15 protein-coding genes are annotated in these 16,618 nt (G+C 30.7%); 10 read left to right on the top strand and 5 right to left on the bottom strand.

Annotated elements, in window-relative coordinates:
* Positions 1–268: 268 nt before the first annotated feature.
* From MR285_RS04400 to MR285_RS04375, 6 genes are all read left to right on the top strand, one after another.
* Positions 269–1,492 (top strand): MFS transporter, encoded by a 1,224-nt coding sequence (locus MR285_RS04400; RefSeq protein ID WP_293558411.1) that lies wholly within the window; start codon positions 269–271, stop codon positions 1,490–1,492.
* A gap of 139 nt (positions 1,493–1,631) precedes the next feature.
* Complete coding sequence (locus tag MR285_RS04395; RefSeq protein WP_293558409.1) at positions 1,632–3,230, top strand: Na/Pi cotransporter family protein; 1,599 nt, start codon at positions 1,632–1,634, stop codon at positions 3,228–3,230.
* A gap of 144 nt (positions 3,231–3,374) precedes the next feature.
* The gene (locus tag MR285_RS04390; RefSeq protein WP_293558407.1) at positions 3,375–4,601 is read left to right on the top strand and encodes a putative DNA modification/repair radical SAM protein; all 1,227 of its coding nucleotides are present in this window, start codon (positions 3,375–3,377) and stop codon (positions 4,599–4,601) included.
* Positions 4,602–4,611: 10 nt separating this feature from the next.
* Complete coding sequence (locus tag MR285_RS04385; protein ID WP_293558406.1) at positions 4,612–5,334, top strand: TIGR03915 family putative DNA repair protein; 723 nt, start codon at positions 4,612–4,614, stop codon at positions 5,332–5,334.
* Between the two features lie 69 nt (positions 5,335–5,403).
* On the top strand, positions 5,404–6,003 hold the full coding sequence (locus tag MR285_RS04380; protein ID WP_293558404.1) for a C39 family peptidase: 600 nt from the start codon (positions 5,404–5,406) through the stop codon (positions 6,001–6,003).
* A 53-nt stretch (positions 6,004–6,056) separates the two neighbouring features.
* On the top strand, positions 6,057–6,740 hold the full coding sequence (locus MR285_RS04375; protein ID WP_293558402.1) for a hypothetical protein: 684 nt from the start codon (positions 6,057–6,059) through the stop codon (positions 6,738–6,740).
* A 36-nt stretch (positions 6,741–6,776) separates the two neighbouring features.
* On the opposite strand, the gene MR285_RS04370 is transcribed toward MR285_RS04375, so the two are convergent.
* From MR285_RS04370 to MR285_RS04350, 5 genes are all read right to left on the bottom strand, one after another.
* Entirely contained in the window at positions 6,777–7,301 is a 525-nt protein-coding gene (locus tag MR285_RS04370; protein ID WP_293558400.1) for a phosphatase PAP2 family protein, read from the bottom strand.
* Position 7,302: 1 nt separating this feature from the next.
* Positions 7,303–8,175, bottom strand: coding sequence for a LysR family transcriptional regulator (locus MR285_RS04365; RefSeq protein ID WP_293558398.1), 873 nt, complete (start codon positions 8,173–8,175; stop codon positions 7,303–7,305).
* A gap of 175 nt (positions 8,176–8,350) precedes the next feature.
* Positions 8,351–9,379, bottom strand: coding sequence for a hypothetical protein (locus MR285_RS04360; protein WP_293558396.1), 1,029 nt, complete (start codon positions 9,377–9,379; stop codon positions 8,351–8,353).
* 8 nt (positions 9,380–9,387) lie between these two features.
* Positions 9,388–10,827 carry an MBOAT family O-acyltransferase gene (locus tag MR285_RS04355; protein ID WP_293558394.1) on the bottom strand — a complete coding sequence of 480 codons (1,440 nt, stop codon included), beginning with the start codon at positions 10,825–10,827 and terminating at the stop codon, positions 9,388–9,390.
* Between the two features lie 56 nt (positions 10,828–10,883).
* Positions 10,884–11,519: an AraC family transcriptional regulator gene (locus MR285_RS04350; RefSeq protein ID WP_293558392.1), complete on the bottom strand. Its 636-nt coding sequence runs from the start codon at positions 11,517–11,519 to the stop codon at positions 10,884–10,886.
* 327 nt (positions 11,520–11,846) lie between these two features.
* Here MR285_RS04350 and MR285_RS04345 point away from each other — a divergent pair, with 327 nt between their 5' ends.
* The 4 genes from MR285_RS04345 to MR285_RS04330 all read left to right on the top strand — a co-directional run bounded on the left by MR285_RS04345 (position 11,847) and on the right by MR285_RS04330 (position 16,617).
* Complete coding sequence (locus MR285_RS04345) at positions 11,847–12,470, top strand: NAD(P)H-hydrate epimerase (protein ID WP_293558390.1); 624 nt, start codon at positions 11,847–11,849, stop codon at positions 12,468–12,470.
* Positions 12,463–13,815 (top strand): MATE family efflux transporter, encoded by a 1,353-nt coding sequence (locus MR285_RS04340; RefSeq protein WP_293558388.1) that lies wholly within the window; start codon positions 12,463–12,465, stop codon positions 13,813–13,815. The genes MR285_RS04345 and MR285_RS04340 overlap by 8 nt, the downstream gene beginning before the upstream one ends.
* Positions 13,816–13,904: 89 nt before the next feature.
* The gene (locus MR285_RS04335; RefSeq protein WP_293558386.1) at positions 13,905–15,101 is read left to right on the top strand and encodes a hypothetical protein; all 1,197 of its coding nucleotides are present in this window, start codon (positions 13,905–13,907) and stop codon (positions 15,099–15,101) included.
* Positions 15,091–16,617 carry a ClC family H(+)/Cl(-) exchange transporter gene (locus MR285_RS04330; protein WP_293558384.1) on the top strand — a complete coding sequence of 509 codons (1,527 nt, stop codon included), beginning with the start codon at positions 15,091–15,093 and terminating at the stop codon, positions 16,615–16,617. Before MR285_RS04335 ends, MR285_RS04330 begins: the two co-directional genes overlap by 11 nt.
* The last annotated feature ends 1 nt before the right edge of the window (position 16,618 follow it).

The raw sequence follows: 16,618 nt of genomic DNA, 5'->3' as shown, positions 1-16,618 counted from the left end.
TATTGCAATATTTTGCGAAAAAATATTATTGATTGGTTAAATTGAAAAGATACAAATAAGAAAGACATTTTTGTACATAGACATTATACTGACGATAATATTTACTCTATCTATTTTCACAATTACATTAACTTGATAAAGAGTCTTACAAATTTTAATAAAAATTAATTTATGTTTGCAAATTAAATTTGCAAACTTTTTTATTTTTTGAAGAAAACTTATAATATGATGATATAATAATAAAATCAAAACTTTTAGGGAGATTATTTTGAAGAAAAAAAGAATTTCTACTGCCATGTTATTTATAATTTTATTTGGCATTGTTAGTTTATTTTCAGACATGACACATGAAGGAGCATCGAGCATTAGAGGAGCTTATCTTACTGTACTTGGCGCATCGGCAGGTACCATTGGTTTTATTTCGGGGCTTGGCGAATTAGTTGGCTATTCCATGAGATATGTCTTTGGAAAAATTACTGACAAAACTAAAAAATATTGGCCAATGGTAATTTTTGGTTACGTGCTAGATATCTTGGCTGTTCCTGCTCTTGCACTTGTGGGCGAAAGTGGTTGGGTTGCTGCATCGCTTTTACTTGTGGTGCAAAGAATGGGGAAGGCAATAAAAAAACCAGCTAAAGATACTATCATGTCCTTTGCAGCATCACAAGAGGGAGTGGGAAAGTCCTTTGGCATACAAGAGATGCTAGATCAAATTGGAGCATTTCTAGGTCCAGTTCTTTTATATTTAGTGATGTTATTTAAAACAGAGGGTAGCACCTTTGAAATTTATAGAACTTGTTTTGCATTTTTGGCAATTCCCGGTTTCATTACAATTCTCCTTTTGTTTTATACGAAGATGAAATTTCCAAACCCAGAGCATTTTGAACCACAGTCAAAAAAGGAAGAACCCTTTAAAATGAAAAAGTCCTTTATATATTATATTGTGGGAATTTCTTTTTTTGCCTTTGGTTTTATCGACTACTCAATAATAATTATGCACATAACAAAAAATTTCACATCAGTAGCAGGGAACTTCCAAGAAACATCAAATATAATTAACAGCGGAACAATCCCACTACTTTATGCAGGAGCAATGCTTGTTGATGCCATTGCGGCACTGATTTTCGGTCATATATACGACAAAAATGGAGTAAAGGCACTAGTGATTTCCACAATTATTTCTGCACCTTTTTCAATTTTTATCTTCGGATTAAAAAGTCTTCCAGCACTTTTATTTGGCTTAGTCCTTTGGGGCATTGGCATGGGTGCACAAGAATCAATTTTAAAGGCAGCAGTAACTTCCATGGTGCCAAAAGAAAATAGAGCCACTGGATATGGGATTTTTGAATGTTCCTTTGGATTTTTTTGGTTCTTGGGTTCATGGTTACTTGGCGTAATGTATAGTATTTCTATTCATGCTATGATAATTATTTCTATGTCTGCACAACTTCTCGCCATTCCACTTTATTTAAAAGTTGCAAATAAAAAATAATTTTAATTAGCGAAAGATCGCCCTTTTATTGCATAAATACTCTAGAATTTTTACTGAAGATTTACATTTTTCTTACTTTTTCTTTAAAAAAGTTCAATTATATTGTAAGATTAAATTGAATAAAAAATTGGGAGGATTTATGTCAATTAACTACTTTATCGAATTATTAGGAGGTCTTGCCTTATTCCTCTATGGTATGGAAATGATGAGCAGTGGTCTGGAACTAGTTGCAGGTGACAGACTTCGTGTTGTCATAGAGAAAATGACATCGAGTTTTTTTAAGGCAATACTTGTTGGGACTTTTGTAACTGCAATAATTCAATCATCATCTGCCACTACGGTAATGGTCGTGGGTTTTGTAAATGCTGGACTCATGACAATTTATCAAGCAGTTGGAATTATAATGGGGGCAAACATTGGTACAACTATAACCGGACAATTAGTGGCACTAAACATTTCTACAATTGCACCTATAATTGCCTTTGTTGGATTTTTATTAAATACATTTTCAAAAAACAAAAAGAAAAGATACATTGGTCAAGCTGTAATAGGACTTGGATTTTTGTTTATGGGAATGCAATTTATGAGTGATTCCATGGAACCACTGCGAGAATATCCTGGATTTGTAACTCTAATGACAAAATTTGACAATCCAATACTTGGTGTACTTGCTGGTACGATTATCACTGCAATAATTCAGTCATCATCAGCATCACTTGGTATTTTGCAGGCAATAGCAAATCAGGGAGTAATACCACTTCAATCATCAATGTATATAATCTTTGGATTTAACATTGGTACTTGTATTACATCCGTTTTGTCATCAGTTGGCTCTTCTAAAAATGCCAAAAGAACAGCATTAGTCCACGTGCTATTTAATATTATTGGGACAATAATATTCGTAACATTATCCTTTATCATACCTATTGATAAAATAATAATGAATTTTTCAAGAGATTTGCCAGCAGCACAAATTGCCAACTTGCACACAGCCTTTAACGTGGCGACTACACTTATGCTTTTTCCATTCTCTAAAAAACTTGCAGACTTATCCTTTAAACTCATCCCTGGCATAGACAAGGAACAAGAAGAAATGTCTTTACAATATATAAACAAAAATATTGTCAAAGACGCGCCAGCAACTTTCACTGATGTGAAAGCAGAAATAAGAAGACTTCTTGAAATTTGTAACGAGAACTACAAAAACTCAGTTTCTTTACTTAGAAAATTTGATGAAGAAGTATATGATAAAATATTTAGACAAGAAGAAGTAATAAATTATTTAAACAAAGAAATTTCAGCTTTTATAATTGACTCCCTTGGACTTGCAATGAATGAAACCACTTCAGCAAATTTTGCAGCATATTTAAGGATATCTAGAGATATGGAAAGAATTGGAGACCACTCCAAAAATATAGCCGAAGTTGCCAAATTAAAAGAGGACCAAAAACTTGAATTTACAGATAAAACCTTTGAAGAATTAAAAGAAATAAATGAATTAATCGAGAAGATGTTTAACTCGGCAATTGGAGAATTAGACAAAGACGAAAGAGTCGCCTTTTTGCGTGAATCTAATGAATTAGTGCAAAAGGAAGCTTCTCAATTTAGAAACAATCATATGCTTAGGATGAGAGAAAAAATTTGCAACCCTGAAAGTGGACTTTTATACGAAAAAACACTTGCAGCAATGGAAAGAATTTCATCTTATATTTCCAATGCAGGAAAACTTGCAATTTAATAATTTTAAAAATCTGCTCATAGTAGCAGATTTTTTATGCGAATTTTTATCTTACATAAAAGGAGAAATAGAAAAACTATTTTACAATAAAAATATATGTTTACAAAACAAAGGTTTTAATGATAAAATGACTTTGGTGGTAATATGGAATTAATAGAAAAGCTAAAAATACTATCAGACGCGGCTAAATATGATGTTAGCTGTTCTTCCTCTGGATCAAACAGGAAAAATAGTGGTGGACTTGGCAACGCAAATGTGAGTGGAATCTGCCATTCTTGGAGTGAAGATGGCAGATGTATATCACTTTTAAAAATACTTTTTACAAATCATTGCATTTACAATTGCAATTATTGTATAAATGCAAGAAGCGTCGACTCAAAGAGAGCAGCCTTTACAGTGGATGAAGTAGTAGATCTTACAGTGAATTTTTACAAGAGAAATTACATTGAAGGATTGTTTTTATCTTCTGGAATTTTTAAATCTTGTGACTACACAATGGAAAAATTAATTGAAGTGGCAAAAAGACTGCGCGAAGGTGAAAAATTTAATGGCTATATTCACATGAAGGCAATACCAGGTGCCAGTGAATATTTAATAAAAGAACTTGGACGCTATGTGGATAGGATGAGTATAAATATTGAGCTTCCGACGGAAAAGAGTCTAGCGCTTCTTGCACCAGAAAAGAAAATTACCGAAATAACAAAACCCATGGATTTTGTGTCAAAAACATTAAAATTAAATTCCATTGAAAAGAAGAAATATAAGAATCTTGGAAGAAAAAGTTTATTTTTACCAGCGGGGCAAACTACGCAGATGATTGTTGGCACAAGCGACATTCACGACAGAGATATCATGATGAGATCTCAGTCACTTTACGACGACTATTCTCTAAAAAGAGTTTATTATTCTGCATATGTGCCAGTTCGTGAAAATTCTAATTTGCCAAAGTTTGCGACGCCACTTCTACGAGAACACAGAATTTATCAGGCAGATTTTTTGATTAGATTTTATGGGTTTCGTGCGACAGAACTTTTAAGCGAGAACAAAAAAGATTTTGATTTAAATATGGATCCAAAGATGGACTGGGCAATTGAAAATTTTGTCGAGCCTATTGAAATAAACAAGGCAACGCTTGATGAACTTTTAAAAATCCCAGGGTTTGGTCCAAAATCTGCACACAAAATTATTGAGGCTCGAAAGTCCTTTGCCCTGAATTTTGAAGATTTAAAGAAGCTTAGAATTTCTACAAAGAGAGCCATAAATTTTATAACAGTTTCTGGGAAATATTATGGCAAAAAGTTTGACTCGAGAGAAACTCTTCGCTCCATAATTTTGGAAAGAGAAAATTCAGAACAGCTCACATTTTTTTAGCGAGGAAAATATGATTTATGTATATGATGGAAGCTTCCAAGGACTTTTAACAGTAATTTTTGATTCTTATAAATTTTTGGAAGAAGTGGAAGATATTGTCAAGAACACTGAACAAATAGACTTTATTAACGATAGAATAAAATGTGTAACAGAGATTAATAAAGCAGAACGCGTAAAAAATTCTATAATAAAAAATTTTTCCTATTCATTTTACGGCAATATATTTATGGTTTTTTCATCAAATAATGAGAAAAAAGAAATTGCCATAGCAAAGACATTGAAAAAATTATATGTAAAGGGATTTTATTATATTGAAAGTGCCGATGAATACGTAGTTTTATTTAGAAATATTTTAAAAAGAGTTTCAGAGGAAATTCATTCATACAAGGGCTTCCTTCGATTTGATGAAAAAGATGGCTTTCTATTTGCAAGATTTAGTCCAGAAAATGACATCTTGTATTATATCTTTAACCATTTCAAAAAGAGACTTGTAAAGACAAAGTTTATAATTGCAGATACAAAGAGAAATCGGGCGGTAATTTATAACGGAGTTAGGGCAGAATTTTTTGATTATGAGATGAAAGAAAATTTTAAAATTGAAGATAATTATGTGGACCTTTGGAGAACTTTTTACGATGCAATTGCCATCAAGGAACGTAAAAATGAAAGGCTTAGGATACAGAATATGCCGAAAAAATATTGGAAGGATCTTCCAGAGATAAATAGATTTTGAGAAAGTTTTATGAATTTTCATAAAGCTTTTTTTATTGTAAATTGGGGTATATAAAAATTGGAGGAAGAGATGAAAAAGAATAGAATTGCAAATCTAAATGAGTATATAGAAAAAAATTATCCCAAGGCAGTTTTTATGGAATCAAGTGAAGTTAAAATGCAAAACTTTTTGCAAAGAGATTTTGAAGATGGAAGCAACAATTGTACTATTGCAAGTTTGACGAGAATTATTAGCTATTATTTTAAAGACCTTGACAAATTTGAAATTTACGAAGAAGTTTTTAAAATTGCAAGGAAAAATGGCTATTTTGGAAATATTGGAACTATTCCATTTTTTATTTCACGCATTGCAAACACTTATTTTAGAAAAAATAATATGAATCTAAAGTCAAAGGGTATCTACATGGGTAATTTTTATTCAAATGTAAAAAATGAAATAGATAATTTTCGTCCAGTTCTCATGAATCTTGGAAGTGGATATTATAAAAGACATTCTTTAGTTATTTTTGGATATTCAATTTATAAATTTAAGGGAATGAAAATAAAAATTTTACACGTCTATGATGGATGGAACAAAACTCCTTCTTACATAGATTACAATGACTTAAAAGGCTTGAAAAATTTTCCTATTTTTTCTTACAATATTTTTAACATTGACTTATCCTCCTGAATATAATAAAGTTTATGTCTAAAGAAAAAGGTGATGTAATGGAGAGAAATTATTTGAAATTTTTAGTGTCTGAATTAATCTTTGTAAAAGAAGACACAATTATAAATTTGATTCCAAAGACTTATGAAAGATATAATGAGATTTTTGGCGAATTGGAAAATTATGTAGATAATTTAAACTTAAACATTAGAAAGCTTAGAAGAAATATAAAATTATTGGACAAATTTTCGCCTGAAGATGCAAAAAACAAGTCCCAAGAAGAATTTGAAAAAGAGTTTAAAGAACTTGAAGCAGACAATAAAGCAAAATTTACACAAGAAGATGAAATAGTAATTACTGATGAAAAGAGAAAAGAAATCGAGGATATATTTAGAGAAGTAATCTTTTATTACAGTCCAGCTTTTTATGATTTTCCTGTTGAAGAATTTGAAAAGGCAGAAGAACTTTTCAAAAATTGTGACGAAGAGGGACTTTTGATTTTTTTAAATAGAGAAAGACCAAGAGAGCTTCACATAAGTAGCGAAAAATTACAGTTTATGAGAGATGATCTAGAGATAGAAATCTCAATGATGTTTGACAAATTTCCTCTAAATCAATTGGATATGTTAGAAGACAAAGAAGCAATTGATTTTAATTTAAACCGACTAAAAAATGTCTACGAAGAGTACCAAGAAATATATGGAGGTCTTGGTGAAGAATTAAATATAAAAGTTGCAGAAAAATATTCTACCCCGTAAAAGTTTACGGGGTGTTTTGCCTTGGATTTAAATTTTTTAATTATGATATGATTTTTTTAAAAGAATATTTGTACAATTTATTGCCAATTTTCCAGCTACTATTCCAAGGATTATTCCGGCAATTATATCCGTTGGATAATGCACAAATAGATACAACCTTGAAAAGGCAATGAGTGCTGCTAAAATAAGTGTAAGCACTCCTATTTTTTTGTTGTAAAAATAAATTACAGTTGCTGCTGCAAAGGATGATCCAGTGTGTCCTGATGGAAAAGAAAATCCTATGGGCTCTTTTATCAAAAGATTTACATCAGCTATTGTAAAGGGCCTTGGTCTTGCTATTATTGGCTTTAAGATTAGAAGACCAATGACTGAAAAAGTAATTAGTGCTACCGCCAGGGTAAAACCCTCTCTTTTTAATTTATTGTTATTTTGAAAGAGCGAATATATTGCAGCCACAATCCAAATAAATCCGCCATTGCCTAGACTAGTTATAAAGATCATAAGATAATTTAAAACTGGAGAGTGTATAGTTTGCAAAGTTTCTAAAAATTTTATTTCCATGTTATTTTGTTTTAAATTTGTATTTTATAAAAGTCACAAAATTTTTTAGGTTATTTTTAAGGAAAGCGTCGCTGTGATAAACTAAGTAATAAGTTCTACTCATAGAGATATCTGAAATTTTGTGTTTAATTATGTCGTCATCATTAAAGGACGAACTTGCACCAATAGAAAGTGCATCACTATTTTTTACAATATTCAAAACCATGTCCTTATTTTGGCAAATAAATTTTAAATCTATTGGAATATTTTTTTCACGAAGATAATTCAAAAGTATTTTTTTAGAACAATCATCTAAATCCCCAAAGACAAATTTTTTGTTTTTCAAATCATCTGGTTCAAGTACTTCTTTGTCTTTTATTTCAGAATCTTTTGAAGAAATTATAAAAATTTCATCTTCAAAAAATGGCTCAGATAAATTGTTTTCAACTCCAGCATCTCCGTCTATTATCGCAAGATTTATTACACCGGAATTTAATTTTTCAATTATTTTTTCACGAGAGTCAACATACACTCTTATACTAACATCGTTGTTCTGCTTTTCATACTCATCTATTATCTCAAGTAAAAATTGAGAACTAAAGTTTGAGCTCACACCTAGATTAATATTGTGGGCGGTAGATGAGCTTTGTAAAAAAATTAAAGTATTTTCAAATTGATCCAAGATATTTAGGGCAAAATCATAAAGCCTTAAGCCAACATCAGTTATGTATAATTTTTTAGAAACCCTATCGAACAATCTTACATTATACTCATTTTCTATTTGTGAAATTGCATGAGAAACAGTGGGCTGCGAAATTTCTAAATTTTTAGCAGCATTTGACATATTCTTTGTCTTAACAACTTCAATAAATATTTCCAAATCCCTTATAGTCATATTAACCTCCTTTAAGCATATTTTATTATTATTTTTAATAAAAAGCAAGAAATATAGAAAAAAGGTTATAATTTTATTTATTAAATTTATTATGCTTAATATTACAAATAAATGTACTTCTCAATATTAAAAAAGATTTGCAAAAAAAGAGACAGAAGATAAAAACCTCTGTCTATCAAGATTTATTTATATCATAAATTTTAATATTTTCTTGCCAAGCTTTATCATTAGCCAAATTTTCTTGGAAGATGCCTTCTTTTTTCATGTAGTCGATAAAAAATAAATTAAATTTTTCTGCGCCTTTGACATTTAAGTGATGAGGGTCGTAGAAATCATCTTTAGTCAAATTTATTTCATCATAAAATTTGTTGAAGTCAATAAAAGTTGCGCCTTTTTTTTCTAAATAATTTTCAATTGTATTTATATTTTTCTTATAAAAATTGTAGTCGTAAACTGGTGTCTTGACAAAATATAGTTTTACACCATTTCTATTTGCTAGGTCTATGATCTCGTCAAAGGCTTTTAGATTTTCTTTTAAATAATTTTTTTCATCAAAGGCAGAGATAGAATTTAAGTAAATATCTTTGTCTTGAACTATATCTTTTTTGAAGTCCTTGCTTTGTCCCTTTAAAAGCACATAACCCTTTAGATAATCTTTGTAGGAATTTTTGTCAAAGTTGTAATCTTCGTCTTTTAATTCATCCCATCTGCTATGATAGCTAACTAGGGGAAGGATTGATATTGCTTTAAATTCTTTAGGGACTTTTTTTATAATCATTTCTATTTTATTTTTAGACATTGGCAAATAGTCTGAGTAGGAATTTACAACGCTAGCATCTTCTTGGATTTTATAAATTGAGGACTGTATGTCGACAAAAATTACGCTTGGGTGTTTTATTCTAAGGGCTTCCTTTACATAACTTGCAGTAATTTGTAGAGGCTGTTTTTGAGAACCTAAGACATAGGATTTAACACCAGTATTTTCATAAATCACTAGAGGCTCAAAGCTGCAGTAAGTATGACTTGAGCCAAAAAACATTGCATTATAGTCTTCAGTTTCGTTAAAAAATCCGCCAATTTTATTTCCCATATCCCAAGGCTTAGAAAGAGATTTTCTCATAAAGATGTTATTTAGTTCTATGACGCCAAAAATTACTATGGCAATAAATATTATTGATTTTAAAATTTTTAGAAATTTTTTCATTTTATCACCTAGAACTGAAAGTATATAAAGGCGGATTCAGAAAACTCAGGACCATATACGCCAAAAATTATTATTGCGAAGATAAAGACTAGATAAATTATCCACCTTATTGGAAGAATTATCTTTAAAATACCTTCACTTAAATTTATTTTATTGTACTTTAAAATGTCAAAGATAAATAAAATAATTACGCCAAAGAGAAGGGGATAAATATTTGAAATGCCAAAGGAAGTTTTTGACAAGTCTTTTAATAAATCGTTGCTTCCACTGTTATTTAAAATGGCAAGTAGGTATTCGTTGCCTTGGTGAATATTTTCTGCCCTAAAATAAATAAAGGCAAAGACAACTATTATAAAAGTTACAAGTCTTCTAAAGGTATCCACAAAAATATTTTTGTGATGACTTTTTTTATTAAGACCAAAAATATTTTCTAGGACATTGAAAGTTCCGTGGATAAGTCCCCATAAAACAAAGGAAAGATCTGCGCCATGCCAAAGTCCACTGACCAAAAAGACTATAATCAAATTGCAATATTTTCTTAGCTTTCCTCGTCTGTTGCCGCCAAGAGGAATGTATAGGTAGTCCTTAAACCAAGTGGAAAGAGAAATATGCCATCTTCTCCAAAATTCAGTAATGGATTTAGATAAAAGTGGCTCTTTAAAATTATCCATTAGGTCGATGCCAAGAATTTTTGCAGATCCCTTTGCCATTATGGAATAGGAATAGAAGTCGCAATAAATTTGGAGTGTAAATAAAATGCCTGAGATAATTAAAATTTCTCTAGGAAAGTTTTCGTAATTTCCAAAGACTTCATTTACGAGAATTGCAGCTCTGTCGGCGATAATTAATTTTAAAAACATTCCATAGGTAAATAGGACTAGACCGTGAAGGAGATTGTCGTAGCTAAATTTTTTTGGACTTTTTAATTGAGGTAGTAAGTTCACACTTCTTTCAATTGGTCCAGCCACAAGTTGTGGGAAGAAGGATACAAAAAGTGCATAATCCACGAGGTTTTTTTCTGCGTGGAGATCTCCTCTATATACGTCAATCGTGTAGCCAAGTGCTTGGAAAGTGTAAAAGGAAATCCCAACGGGAAGTAGCACGTCTATTGCTATATTAAAATTATTGCCGGAAAAACTATTTATTATATCGGCGAAGAAATTAAAGTATTTAAAAATAAAGAGTATGCCCAAATTTATAAAAAAGCATAAAAATACAGCAAGCTTCATTTTTTTAACATTTGCTCTATTTTTCTCAATATATATTCCAGTTATATAGGTTATAAATATTGATAGGAGCATTAGAAATGTGTATTTAACATTCCAAAAACTATAAAATGTGAGGCTTGCTAATAGTAAAAATATATTTTTAAATTTTCTCGGGAATAAGTTGTATAAAATAACAACTATGGGCAAGAAAATCAAGTATTCAAGTGAATTAAAAAGCATAAAATCCTCCAATTACTATATAATATAGCAAAGTATGGAGGATTTCAATAATTAGATTATTGGGAGGCTAGGCTCATTTTGTACTCACGAGGAGTTTTGCCAGTGTACTTTTTAAAAGTCATAGTAAAATGCGGTTGTGAAGAAAATCCACATTCATAACTAATGTATTCTAAAGTTTTTTTGTCTTCTGAAAGAAGTTTTTTTGCCTTATTTGTCTTTAATGTGTTTAGATACTGGCAAAATGTAAAGCCAGTTTCTTCCTTAAAAAGTGAACAAAGGTAATTTTTAGAAAGGTGAAGTTTATTTGCAAGGTCTTCTAAATTTAACCCCGTTGCATATTCTTTATTAATGATTTTAAGTGCATTGTCTATAATTTCGTTTCTTGAAAACTCCATTTCATCAAGTAAAGAATTGGAATAAGCTTCTATCAAGCTATTTGCGACATTTTTTAAAGAAGATTTATCACAGACATTTTTGATTTTAAAAGTAAAATCGTCGTGAATGTCTGCAAGGTCTTTATTATAGGTAATTAGAAAGTATGTATATAAGAATGTATTTAAGTCGTCCATTTGTTTTTTCACCTTATCAAGAGATTTTGCAATAGAAATTTTTGAGATGTTTTCAAAAATTTCTTGGGCACAATTTATGCACTCTGGCTTTGTTTTCTCTGCAATTGTAAGATAATTTGTCATAATTCCTCCTATTTAATTATTTTTTACTGAAAATTTAAATTAATTATAACTCAATTGATATTAAATATCAACTAGCAAAATAATTTTTAATATTCTATCCAATAATAAATTAGTGAAAAAATCATAAAGAGTTTTGCAATTTTGCAAATTTTGTTGTACTATAATGTCCTTGCAAAAATTTATTGTGAGGAATTAAAATAAATAAAGGAAACAATAAGTTCTTCGATACAATAATTAAAATAAAAATAGTTAATAAGGTCCAAAATTAGCATAATGTGGTGTTAATTTTTAATAAATAGCATATAATAAACACATGGAGGGATTACTGTGACAATTTCAAAAAACAAAATGATTGAACTAGAAAAGAGAACGATAGAGGAGTTTAAAATTGATTCCCTTATTTTAATGGAAAATGCAGGTATGGGAATTTTTCGTGAAATTAATCAGTACGATTCTTTTACAATAATTTGCGGTAAGGGAAACAACGGCGGTGATGGACTTGTAATCGCAAGACATTTAATACTTAATGGGAAAATTGTTGAAGTTTTTGTAGTCGGAGACAAGGAAACAAAGGAGTTTTTCAAAAATTTAGAGATTATAAAAAAACTAACAGATGTAAAATACATTGAAGACGATAATTTTGATGAATTAATCGAATCTATTGAAGTAAATGAAATTACAGTGGATGCGATTTTTGGAACAGGACTTAATAGAAACTTAAATAAATTTTATAGACGTTTAATTGATACTATAAATGTTCATGGAAATTATATTATTGGCGTAGATATACCTTCTGGCATGGATGCAGATACAGGCGAAGAATATGGAAATTGTGTAGCTTGTAATGTTACCTATGCAATATCCGATATAAAAAATGGAGAGCTTTTAAACAGCAATGTGGGAGAGCTTAAAAAAATATATATTGGGATTGTGAGGTACAAAGATGAGTAAAAAAATCAGTAGAAATATAAATTTGACAGAAGGTTCAATTGCAGAGGGACTTATAAAATTTGCAATTCCCCTTCTTCTTACGAATTTTTTGCAGCAATTATATAATACAGCGGACCTTATGATCGTAGGAAGATTTGCAGGGAAAAATCCCATGGCAGCAGTTGGTGCAACGGGACCTGTTTCAAACTTATTAATTGGACTTTTTCTAGGGCTTACTACTGGTGCATCTGTCATCATTTCCCTTTACTATGGTTCAAATGATAGGGATGGATTGAAAAAATCCGTAGGTGTTTCTTATTTTCTCGGGCTAGTATCAGGGCTTTTTATAACAATTTTTGGCTATTTTACGACGCCCTTCTTTCTTAGAATTATGGATACGCCGCCAGAGATTTTTGACGATGCAATAACTTACATGAGGGTTTTCTTCTTGGGAACTATTCCAATTTTGATTTACAACATGGGTGCATCTATTTTAAGAGCAACAGGGGACTCAAGGAGACCTTTTAACTTTCTATGCGTTTCTGCTATTGTAAATATTGTTCTCGACTTAATTTTAGTAGGATGGCTTCAAATGTCTGTACTAGGTGCTGGTATTGCAACTCTTGCATCACAAGTTGCATCAGCAGTTCTCGTTACTTATTCGCTTTTAAAAACAGATGGGTCTTACAAGCTTAGAAAAGAAGAAATAAGACTTCACAAATTTGAGGCAAAAAGAATTTTTGAAGTTGGAATACCAACGGGAGTTCAAACAGCACTTTTATCCTTTACAAATGTAATTTTTCAAGCAAAGATAAATTCCTTTGGTCCCGATGCTATTGCAGGTGTTGCAGCAGAAGGAAGGATTGATGGATTTTTGTTTATGTCCCTTCAAGCCATTGCCCTTGCGGCGACGACTTTTTCGGGACAAAATTTTGGCGCAAAAAAATACGACAGACTTCGCGAGGGGATTAAAGTTTCCCTTTTGATTGTATTTGGAATTTCCGCAGTCCTATCAGTAATTGCCATTGCCTTTGCTGGACCACTTATTTCAATATTTAATTCTGATCCCAATGTAGTGGACTATGGTTCTGATTTTTTGAGGATAATAAGTCTTGGAATTTGGTCCTTTGGACTTTCAGAAACTATTTCTGGATTTATTAGAGGAAGTGGAAACGCAATGGGACCAATGGTCATTTCCCTTTTGACAATTTGTATTTTTAGATTAGTGGTAGTTTACTTTGCAATGCCAATATTTAATTCCATAAGAGTAATAAGTATAATTTATCCAGTTTCATATTTTGTAAACTTTTTTCTCATGACAATTTATTATAAATTTGGCAAATGGAGAAAAAATATTGCTATGTAAAATAATTGGCGCCGAAAGGTGCCTTTTTAATTGCAATGAAGGGAAGATTTATTGTAAACTATAACTAATATATATGAAGTAGTGATATTATGAAAAAGAAAAGTATTTTTTTAATATTTATTTTAGTTGCATTGATTTTTTGGGGAGTAAATAATTTTAGACGCTATCCAAAAAAAGTTGTGGCAGAAGTGCTTTACACCATTGACGATAGAATTTTTGCCTTTGCAGATGACTATATCGAAGATTTTGGCATAAGTGATATTTTTGAAAAAGTTAAAAGTTCGGGAGATTATGGTCTAAGGTTGAGTAACATTAAGGAAAATGGCGACAAATTAAACATTATAAATTTTCAAAGTGCGACAAATAAATCGATGTACTTGCTTGAAAGAAAAGAAGAAGATAAGAAAATAAAGACAATGGGAGAAAAGATTGTAAATAGCGATGTCTATCTTTATAGAGATGAAATTTCTGATCTTCCTCTTTATATCGATAGAAATACAATGTTAAATTTATCTCACGACTCCAATGTCTTGGGAGATCTTGGCTACGACATAAATAACAAAAAGTTATTTTTGCCGCCAGTTTCTTTTTCTGAAAAAAATTTAGAGCTAAAAAAATATGTAAAAAAAGAGTGGACTAGAGTAATTAGAAAAACTAATGTAAAAAATATTTCGACAAATATATATGAAATTAGTGTGAAGTCCCAAGACCTTGAAAAACTAATGGATAAGGTTGAAGAATTTTATAAAGAAGAAAATTACTTTCCCTTTACAATTTTAAGTGAAGTCCTAAAAAAAGAATTTTCAAATATTTATGACGACTTAGAAAAACGAGATGTAATAGTTTTTTACATGGAAACTGACGATGACAAAAATCTTTTAAAGCTTCAGTCTGATGATGGGAAATATATGCTAAAAATAAAAAAGGACTTTGAATTAAAAATTCCTCACAGGCATATTTTTATAGAGCATGAAGAAAATGAAAGTTTAAAGACAATTAAGGGAAAGATAAATCAAAGGAATTTTAGGATGAGTTATTATCCAAAAAACAAAAATCTCATCTATCACGACGAATTTATGCACATCAATGCAAGCTTTTATAATCTAATAAAGTCAAAAAAGTTTAAGGTAATAGCTGATATAGATGGAAGCAAAATAAAAAAAGTGAGTCTTAATTTTTATACGACTCCAAATAAAATTGAAAAAGAAAAAAAATATATAGAAATTTTAAAATTAAGCAAAAAGGATTGGAATAATTTAATAAAAGGAGCAAGTAATGAAAGATGATTTTAACAACAAGGGTAAATTAATATTTAGAATTTTATTTGACTCCCTAATTGTAGGAACCTTTGCGGGACTTTTTTCAGTATTGTATAGATTTGTAATAATGAAAATGGATTTTTTCAGAAAAAATTTATACAGTGAATTTAACTTAAAATCAATTTTGGTTTTAATTATCCTTGCAATAATAATTTCCTTTGTAATTTATATATTATTAAAATGGGCGCCTCTATCTGGTGGAAGTGGAATTCCGCAAATTCGAGGAGAAATACTGGGCAAATTTAAAATGGATGAAGTGCCAACACTTATATCAAAAATTGTAGGTGGAGGACTAGGAAATCTCATGGGTTTTTCCCTTGGCAGAGAAGGTCCATCAATACAAATGGGTGGCGCAGCGGCAAAAATTATTGGGAAGGCAATAAAAAGACCTCCAGATGAAATAAAATACATGATTACAGCAGGAGCAGCAGCTGGACTTGCAGCAGCTTTTAACGCACCAATGGCTGGTTGTATTTTTGCAATAGAAGAACTCCATAAATCCTATTCAAAATTTGTTCTCTTGCCTTCACTTGTAGCATCAATAGTTGCCAATTATGTTTCCTTTGTAATAATGGGAGCAGAGACATCCTTTTCTTTCTTTGTAACAAAATCTCTTCCAATGAAATTAATTTGGGTGGCAATTTTAATTGGAATACTAACAGGTATAGTTGGCGGAGTTTATAATTATTTAATTACAAAATTCCAAGATCTTTTTAAGAAAATAAATTCAAAATTTTTAAAGTACGCATTATTAATGGGCGTTACAATTATAATTGGATTTATGTTCTTTGAAGGAACTGGCGGAGGTCATGGACTCCTAGAAAAAATGGCAAAGGGACAATTTCCCGCGAAATACATCTTGGCAATACTTTTAGTAAAATTATTTTACACAACATTTTGCTACGGCTCAGGAGTACAAGGAGGTATCTTTTTGCCAGTCCTTGTAATCGGCGGATCTTGTGGAGCACTTATTTTTTCAATATTACAAAATAATTTTGGAATAGAGGAGTATTATGTAAACTTTATAATCCTTGGCATGAGTGGGATTCTAGCATCAGTAGTTAGGAGTCCCATACTTTCAGTAATTTTAGTATCGGAAATGACTTCAACATTTGAGCATTTAATAGCTCTTTCCATAGTTGTAATGGTTTCTTACTATGTGGCAGAAATTTTAAAAGTTGCACCAATTTATGACACACTTTTCGAAAGACAATTAAGGGACAAAAATTTACTTAGTCCAAAGGAAAGAGAGCTTGGCGACTATTCAATTTTCGAGTACACGATAACGGATGGATTAAAATTTATAGGGAAAACTTTGAGAGATATAAATTTTCCAAAACATATAATAATAATGTCAATAGAAAGAGAAGGAGTTGAAATCGTCCCAACAGCAGATGATATTATACTTTATGGAGATAAAGTAACGGTGCTAGTAAAAGCGGAAGATGCCTTAGAGATAGACGACTTTTTCAAGAATGAATAAA

Origin of the sequence: Peptoniphilus sp., assembly GCF_022767005.1 — a bacterium.
GTDB lineage: Bacteria > Bacillota > Clostridia > Tissierellales > Peptoniphilaceae > Peptoniphilus_A.
Note: the sequence above shows the minus strand (reverse complement) of the source record. Positions and strands in the feature narration are given on the sequence as shown.